Raw genomic sequence first — 8,402 nt, forward strand, 5'->3', positions numbered from 1 at the left:
TTCGTTTTAAAAACACTGGAGCAATATCCCTTACTCTGTGCCAGTCGTCTTTATGCCATGGTCAAAGAACGTGGTTATACCGGTGGGCCAGATCATTTTAGACATCTGATTGCAGAACATCGCCCCAGAAAAATCCCTGAAGCTTTTCAGCGTTTAAAAACATTACAGGGCGAACAGGCACAGGTTGACTGGGGACACTTCGGACATCTGACAATCGGTCAGGCAAGACGTCCTTTAATGGCGTTTGTCAGGGTCTTAAGCTGGAGCCGTAAAATCTTCCTGCGTTTCTATCTTAATCAACAAATGGCCAACTTTCTACGCGGTCATGAAGCCGCCTTTGAATGCTGGCAGGGATTACCTAAGGTTCTTTTATATGACAACCTCAAAAGTGCCGTACTGGAGCGACAAGGCGATAGCATACGCTTTAATCCACAGTTATTAGAATTTGCCAGCTATTATCATTATGAGCCCAGACCCGTTGCTGTCTATCGCGGCAATGAGAAAGGACGTGTCGAAGGCGCTATTCGTTATGTTCGCGATAACTTCTTCGCAGCCAGAGACTTTATTGATATAGATGACCTGAATGCACAGGCTGATGCCTGGTGTCAGGGGCAAAGCGCTGACCGGCTTTGCCCGGAAGATAAAACCATGACAGTGAGAGACGCCTTTGCAAAAGAGCAAACAACACTACTGACGTTACCTGATAATCGTTGGCCTACTGATGAACGAGAGGAAGTCAAAGCCGGTAAAACACCCTATATACGCTTTGATAAAAATGATTACTCCATCCTGCATACACAGGTGCGCAAAATACTGACGGTGACGGCAACACTCAAGCAAGTCCGCATACTGGATGGACAAACCGAAATAGCCAATCATTCTCGTAGCTTTGACAAAGGCGAGCAAATAGAAAATCCGGAACATCTTGAAGAACTGATTAAACAAAAAAGCAAAGCACGACAACATCGTGGTCAGGATAGATTAATCCATGCCATTCCTGCCTGCCGTCAATTACTCGATGAAGCCGCACTGCGAGGAGACAGATTAGGCACCATCACCTCGACACTACTGCGATTATTAGATCGCTATGGAGCGGATGAGGTCACTATTGCCGTACAGGAGGCACTCGAAAAACAAGTGCCACACCCGAATGCCGTGCGCCAGGTCCTGCAAAAACGGCGTGAAGAACGCATGGAGCCCCCGCCCATAGCCATTCCCTTGCCTGATGATAAACGGGTTAAAGACCTGAATGTTAAAACACATGCACTCACAGGCTATGACCAGATCAATGCGACGGCTGATGATGATCAACAGCGACAACAAGCACAACCAATACAACCCTCCACAAACCAGGGAGGCAAGAAGTAATGAATGCTATAACGGCACCTCAGGTTGAACAGCTAAAAAAACGGGCAAAAGCACTTAAATTATATGGCCTTATCAATCAATGGGAAGAAACACAACGTCACTACCGTTCGCTGGAACGGCGACTCAGTAGTGCCAAATTGGGGCGTTTTAAAATGCTGGCGGATTTTGACTGGGACTGGTTGAAAACCTGTGATCGAGGAGCGATTGAAGACTTAATGACACTGGAATTTTTGAAGGATGCGAGCAATGCCATATTCGTCGGTCCAAACGGGGTAGGCAAAACAACGGTCGCTAAAAATATTGCCCATACCGCTATCTTAAAAGGGAAAAAAGTGCTGTTCACAACGGCTGCAAAGATGCTTAATGAACTGGCGGCCTGTGATGGAGACATGGCTTTACAAAGGCGATTGAGGTTATTACAGCACACCTGATGTATTGTGTATTGATGAAGTAGGTTATCTTTCCTACAGCAACCGCCATGCTGACTTGTTATTTGAAATAATTAATCGTCGATATGAACAAAAATCCACTCTGATCACCACTAATCGTCCCTTTTCAGAATGGGGCGAAGTCTTTCCGGGCGCTGCCTGTGTCGTATCCCTGATTGACAGACTAATACACCATGCTGAAATCATCTCTTTTGAAGGTGAATCCTATCGTCTGAAAGAAGCAAAAGAACGTGCCGAGAAAAAGCAGAAAAAAAGAACGGAGAAAAACAATGAAAAACATTAAATTACCTGATTATTGGACACCAGAGCAGGCAACAGCAGTATTTGAGTTTATTGATGAAATAAGAGAAGCGATATTGATACAGTACCGGTTACAACTAATGGAGCAAATGCAGCTTGAACGTTGTACCGAGTTTGAATCGACCGAGGATATTGAAAAACGGGATATTCCTTTTTGAAACTCGAATTTTGTGAGAATTAAGAAAAAGGGAGAGGTGATTTTTATGCCTCTCTTTTTTTAGAAATAGTATTCGCCAATTTTATGCGGAAATGCTCCGCCGTTAACACCTACGAGAACCTAGATGAATTCAGACAGTTTTGCTATTTCCAACGTAACGAAAACACAAAAAAAAGGCACCCTTAAAAAGAAGTGCCGTTTTTTAATAAACTTTATTCAGCTTACAGATAATTGTAAGCTTAGCCTGTGATTACATTACATAGCCATCATTGCATCATTATCCATACATTCACCATTTGGCATCATGTGTTGATCTTCTTCGCAACCCTCAGCAGTCATTCATCATGGTCATGCATCATTGGCAATTTATCTAACCATGGCTCTATATCACCAGCATCAACTATTGCAGCAGTCTCTTTATCATAAAGATAGACTTTTCCACCTTTTGTACCCAGGAAAAATCCAGGATATTCACGAACATAATAACCTAGCAAATAAAAAGACTCAGAGTTACCAGGAAACAAGTCACTGTATTCAGTCTCTGCCCAGTCAAATAGTGCATCCGCAGTTTCTGCAAATACTACTCTAACCTTAATTGTATTATTGTAGCGTGTTGGGCTTTCTGGATTATCACACATAGGCATACTACCCATACCTGCTATATGACACATCGAACCTTGCAGACTAATATTAATATTATTCGCGTCAAATCTCACTAAGTCCTTATTGTAGAAAGACGGAGCAAACTGATCTTCAACACTAACATGCAGTATGTCAGACATATTATCAGCAGTATCTGAAAAACTGAAACCCACCGGATCCATATGCATATACTGATGAGCCATATCCTGAAAATAAATTGAGGTAAAAACCATTTTGATTTCACGCTCATGAAAACTAACATCCCACAACTGCGTTTCTTCATTCACGCCATGAAAGCCAGCAATATCAATATGCTCCATATCACTTGCAGTTACGTCCTGTTCATTTCTTACAGCTAAAACCTCGGTAACATCCTCTGGGCTCCAGATTTCAAATTTAACATTAACATCCTTGCCGTCAAATGAGCCTTGAGCCAATGCAAGTGGAGATACTACCAGACTTGTTAGTAATAGTGATGGAACTGTTAGTTTTTTTATTAAGCTGTTCATTATTTTCTTTCCTTTATTATAAAAGCGCAGAGTAATATTATCAAATAAGCACGAATTAATACAGTGAAATTACAATATATTTCGCTATTATGTCGATTAAATCACATAATTTCGCCTAATTGATTCTAACTAATTAAACAGTGTTATTTAACGCTTTTTTTATTCTATTTGTTAGCTCCACAGCCTTAAGGTTCGATTTCTTCGGTCACTATATTTTTTCAAAAATAATTCCAGATAAAAACTATAATAAATTTAATGGTTTGGCAATAATGAATATTACTACTTGTTTTGGTTAGTAGAAATTAATAACTATATGTCATTAATTAACTATGTTAAATAACCTATTCGCTATAAATAACAAACTCTATTCAGCGATTTTCTGATTAATTGCCTGAGCTTGTTGAAATTGCATTATTGCAAGCTTTGCATCTGGTAATTGCCATTGAATAGGGTCCCTCCCCTTACTCAATAAATATTCATTCGATCGAGAAAAAGGCTTTTGACCAAAAAAACCTCTATACGCAGAAAGTGGTGATGGATGAGGCGCTTTTATCACCAGATGTTTCGTGGTATCGATAACTGCACCTTTTTTCTGTGCGTAACTTCCCCAAAGCATAAAAACGATATGCTCTGCATGCTCATTAAGCTGTGCTATTACATGATCGGTAAACTGTTCCCAGCCTTTTCCCTGATGTGATGCGGCATGTTTTTTTTCGACACTCAACACACTGTTTAATAACAGCACACCCTGCATAGCCCAACTCACTAGACAACCATGTTCTGGGCGCGGAATAGACAGATCACTGCTTAATTCTTTATAAATATTCAGTAGTGATGGTGGTGGAGAAACGTCAGGTGGTACCGAGAAGCAAAGACCATGCGCCTGCCCTGGCCCATGATATGGATCTTGCCCAAGAATGACGACTTTAACCTTATTAAATGCTGTTATATTTAAAGCACTGAAATATTGGTTTGCTCGTGGATATATAATTTTACCCAACTGTTTTTCATGTCCCAGGAATTCACGTAAATCCTGCATATACCCCTGAGAGAATTCATCTAGCAATAATTTCTTCCACGAAGCTTCCAGTTTTACCTGGTTAAAACTTTCGACATTTATGCTACTCATTGCAATCTAGGCTGTATGTTTACGATATAAAGTCATTTGCAGACAGCATGCCCCTATTCTTTATATCTGATTATTGGAGGACATAAACCGTGCAAAAAGAATACAGGGCCCTCGTTTATAACTATGTCAGGAATGCATCTTCTATGCCCCTGCTGCCATTAAGTTAAGGGTTATATTTTCTTAATAGCAGTAAGGTGAAGCATAGAATGACAAGGTGAGCTGAAAGTATAGGCAATCAGAATGTATTGATAGCCTACCCTCTTCAGTTGTTACATTTCCTGATGACCTGCACCCGCGCTTCCGGCTGATTGCGTATCATCTTCAACAGTTTCGGTTTCAGTATCGAGCTCTACATCAACTGATTCTGTCACTTCATCTTCTTCAGGCTCATCCACTGGTGGATCTAATTTCTCTCCATTCAATAGCTTTTCAATCTGAAATTTGTCGATTGTTTCCCAATCCATCAGGGCATGTGCCATATTGTGCAATATATCAATATTATTATTCAAAATATCTTCCGCACGTTGATAGTTTTTATCTATTACAACCCGGATTTCATCATCAATAACTTTTGCCATTTCTTCCGACATTGGTTTTGCCTGTGAGCCCATATAGCCTTCACTATCACCATAGTCCATCGGCCCAAGTTTATCCGACAAACCCCATTTGGTAACCATATTCCGAGCTAGCTGAGTTGCTCGCTCAATATCATTAGAGGCACCCGTGGTCACTTTGTTTTTACCGTAAATGATTGCCTCGGCTATACGCCCACCGAATAGTCCTGAAATCTGGCTTTCCAGCTTATCTTTACTCGCACTATATTGATCGCGCTCAGGTAAGAACATAGTAATACCCAAAGCACCTCCACGCGGCATAATACTGACTTTATACACTGGGTCATGCTCTGGCACATTCTGACCGACAATTGCATGACCCGCCTCATGATAGGCTGTCATCAATAAATCTTCTTTACGCATAACCATGGACCGCTTTTCAGCACCCATTAGTAATTTATCACGCGCACGATCCAGGTCATCCATGTTTACGATACGTTTGTTATTTCGTGCCGCAAGCAATGCGCCTTCATTAATTAAATTAGCCAATTCCGCACCTGAAAAACCGGGTGTACCACGCGCTAGATCTTTAATATTAACATCTTCAGCCAGTGGTATTTTTTTACTATGAACTTTCAATATTTGCTCACGCCCCTTAATATCAGGCAGTCCTACATGTACTTCTCTATCAAATCGACCTGGTCTTAATAGCGCTTTATCCAAAACATCAGAGCGGTTAGTTGCTGCAATAACAATAATACCTTCATTGCCACTAAACCCATCCATTTCAACCAATAGCTGGTTTAAAGTCTGTTCTCGCTCATCATTACCACCACCTGGGCCAGAACCACCACGCTGACGCCCAACGGCATCAATTTCATCAATGAAGATAATACAAGGCGCACGTTTTTTTGCTTGTTCAAACATATCACGTACACGTGATGCCCCTACCCCCACAAACATTTCAACAAAGTCAGAACCTGAAATAGAGAAAAAGGGGACTTTTGCCTCGCCTGCTATTGCTCGTGCCAGTAGGGTTTTACCCGTTCCTGGCGGTCCCACTAAAAGCACACCATGTGGAATCTTGCCACCAACAAATTCGTATTTGGAAGGATCTTTCAGGAAATCAACCATTTCCATAACATCTTCCTTCGCCTCTTCTACCCCTGCAACATCAGAAAACCCTACTTTAACCTCATCTTCTTCTAGTAATTTTGCACGGCTTTTTCCCATTCCCATTTGTCCACCGCCACCAGCACCTTGTTGCTTGCGATAAAAATAAACCCAAACGGCTATAAGCAGCAACATCGGCGCCCAGGAAATAAAAATCTGCATCAACATCGATTGTTTCTCCGGTGTCGCTACTTTAATTTTTACACCATATTCAATCAGATCATCAATCATATGGCCATCATCAGGATTATAGGTAACAAAACGCTCGCCATTAGTTCGCTTTCCTTTTACCGTTTCACCTGTAATAGTTACCTCAGCTACCGCACCATTACGAATATCCTGAATAAAATCAGAATATAGAATTGTGTAGTTTTTCTCATAACCAGGCTGCATTCTGCCCATTATGCTAAAAAACATAGCCCCAATCACAATAAACATTGCGACTCTTATAAGAATTTTCATTATTTCATTTCTCTATATTATGGCGAATATTTTTTATTCTTTGAATTTTCTGTATTCTGCCCGCCCGTTAGTGGTATAAAATAGCACAAAAGCATCAAGCTAACATTTTTATACAATCACAAGGAATTATACTATGCCTATTTCACCCGAACTTGCTGAAGAACTTAATATCCTGGCACGTTATAAATTAACGTCGATACAGGAAGGTATTAAAGTTCACAATACAGCCGCTACTGAAACTATTGCTGCTATCAAACGTCTACATGATAAAAACTTAGTCACCCGAGATGACGGCGGCTACTTAACAGATTTAGGCATTGAAACAGCGGAGCACGTCCAAAAAGCACTGACTATCTTAACATCTAAATAAAGTAGTGACGCTATTAAAAGCTAGTATATTAGCATATCATTATATATATTTTTCTCTTACATTAAGAAATTAATTTTATTCACTCTATATTTAAGGATGACTATGAAAAACTATCTTTTTATAATTATCATATCGATTTTTATACCGGGCTGTTCATCACTCACTCTCAGTACTGATTACGACCAGAGCATTGATTTTTCCGGATTCAAAACTTATCGCTGGCATGCTGACAATGAGCATAATTCAGCCAGTTTAAGATACTTGAACGAGATAGTGGATAAACGTATTCGATCAACTATAGATCAGCAACTTCAGGGCCAGGGCTTTACTAAATCAGGCAATGAAACCGCTGATTTTTTAGTGAATTACAGTATCGTTGTTGAAGATAGAACCGATATACAAACCTATAATAATTACAATGGTATGTATCCAGGATATGCTTATAGAGGTGGATATGGCTATTATGGCAGAGGCTATGGAGCCGTCTATAGCTCCAGCACTGAAACTCAAGTTACCCACTATAAATTAGGGACTCTTATTATCGATATTATCAACCCTGAAACAGACCAGCTTATGTGGCGTGGCGCTGCCGATGGACGATTACCCAAGGGGGCAGACAGAAAAGAAAGTGATGAACTTGCCCAGAAGTACGTCTCTAAAATACTATCTGAATTCCCACCTGAGAAATAGCTAATTTATTGAGTGCCGTATAAACCTACTAGAATTATACGACACTCAACTCCTGCTACTCCAATGGTAAGCCCGCGTTTTTCCAGTCAGGAAAACCACCCCGATAATAAAACACTTTTGTCCAGCCCCATGCAACGGCTTTTTTACTGGCAATTGCACTGCGCTGACACATATCACCATTACAATAAAAAACCACAGGTTGATTTTTTTTAACCACCGATAACAAAGACTCTTCCGTTAAATCCAGCTTTAAATCTAAATGTTCTGCCCATTGAATACGACTCGTTTGAAAATCAGTCACTCGACGGACATCAATAAATATCACCCCTTGATTCATCAATATTTTAGCACGTTTAGTGCTAACTGTCGTTGCGCCGTCTACCTGTGTAGGTGCTGGAGATTTTGCCCAGACCCCTTCAGCCATCAATACAAATACAAATAACATAAATAAAGATCGTACTTTCATTACGTAAGCGTCGATTCTTCCCACCTAGACAAGCTACGCACTTACTTTAAAGGCTTGATTTTTTCAGTCAGGTTCCAGGGTAAAAACTGATCCAATGCCTCTGGCTTATAGTGCCTACCAAGCTTGGGTAGTG

General features: G+C 40.6%; 8 protein-coding genes and 1 pseudogene. 5 read left to right on the plus strand and 4 right to left on the minus strand.

All coding sequences use genetic code 11. From position 1 onward, the window contains the following. The 3 genes and pseudogenes from istA to CDZ78_RS05590 all read left to right on the plus strand — a co-directional run. Positions 1-1,368 (plus strand): IS21 family transposase (gene istA, locus CDZ78_RS05580; RefSeq protein ID WP_201793143.1); only part of this gene is annotated, 1,368 nt, incomplete at its 5' end. After that, positions 1,368-2,100: pseudogene (istB, locus tag CDZ78_RS05585) on the plus strand (IS21-like element helper ATPase IstB). The gene istA and the pseudogene istB, both read left to right, overlap by 1 nt. Continuing rightward, positions 2,087-2,275, plus strand: coding sequence for a hypothetical protein (locus CDZ78_RS05590; RefSeq protein WP_087869118.1), 189 nt, complete (start codon positions 2,087-2,089; stop codon positions 2,273-2,275). Before istB ends, CDZ78_RS05590 begins: the two are co-directional and overlap by 14 nt. Before the next feature lie 334 nt (positions 2,276-2,609). On the opposite strand, the gene CDZ78_RS05595 is transcribed toward CDZ78_RS05590, so the two are convergent. The 3 genes from CDZ78_RS05595 to ftsH form a co-directional block, all read right to left on the minus strand. Continuing rightward, positions 2,610-3,425, minus strand: coding sequence for a hypothetical protein (locus CDZ78_RS05595; RefSeq protein ID WP_087869119.1), 816 nt, complete (start codon positions 3,423-3,425; stop codon positions 2,610-2,612). A gap of 364 nt (positions 3,426-3,789) precedes the next feature. Further along, positions 3,790-4,554: a uracil-DNA glycosylase gene (gene ung / locus CDZ78_RS05600; protein ID WP_087869120.1), complete on the minus strand. Its 765-nt coding sequence runs from the start codon at positions 4,552-4,554 to the stop codon at positions 3,790-3,792. Between the two features lie 269 nt (positions 4,555-4,823). Then, positions 4,824-6,743, minus strand: a complete 1,920-nt coding sequence (ftsH, locus tag CDZ78_RS05605) for an ATP-dependent zinc metalloprotease FtsH (protein ID WP_087869121.1) — start codon at positions 6,741-6,743, stop codon at positions 4,824-4,826. Positions 6,744-6,876: 133 nt separating this feature from the next. Between ftsH and CDZ78_RS05610 the strand changes: the two genes are divergently transcribed. After that, positions 6,877-7,113, plus strand: a complete 237-nt coding sequence (locus tag CDZ78_RS05610) for a TIGR02647 family protein (protein WP_087869122.1) — start codon at positions 6,877-6,879, stop codon at positions 7,111-7,113. A gap of 102 nt (positions 7,114-7,215) precedes the next feature. Further along, the gene (locus CDZ78_RS05615; protein WP_167374190.1) at positions 7,216-7,803 is read left to right on the plus strand and encodes a DUF4136 domain-containing protein; all 588 of its coding nucleotides are present in this window, start codon (positions 7,216-7,218) and stop codon (positions 7,801-7,803) included. A 55-nt stretch (positions 7,804-7,858) separates the two neighbouring features. Here the strand turns inward: CDZ78_RS05615 and CDZ78_RS05620 are convergent, their stop codons facing one another. Continuing rightward, positions 7,859-8,269, minus strand: a complete 411-nt coding sequence (locus CDZ78_RS05620; protein ID WP_087869124.1) for a rhodanese-like domain-containing protein — start codon at positions 8,267-8,269, stop codon at positions 7,859-7,861. Positions 8,270-8,402: the final 133 nt, after the last annotated feature.

Source organism: Bathymodiolus platifrons methanotrophic gill symbiont, assembly GCF_002189065.1.
Classification (GTDB): Bacteria; Pseudomonadota; Gammaproteobacteria; order Methylococcales; family Methylomonadaceae; genus Methyloprofundus.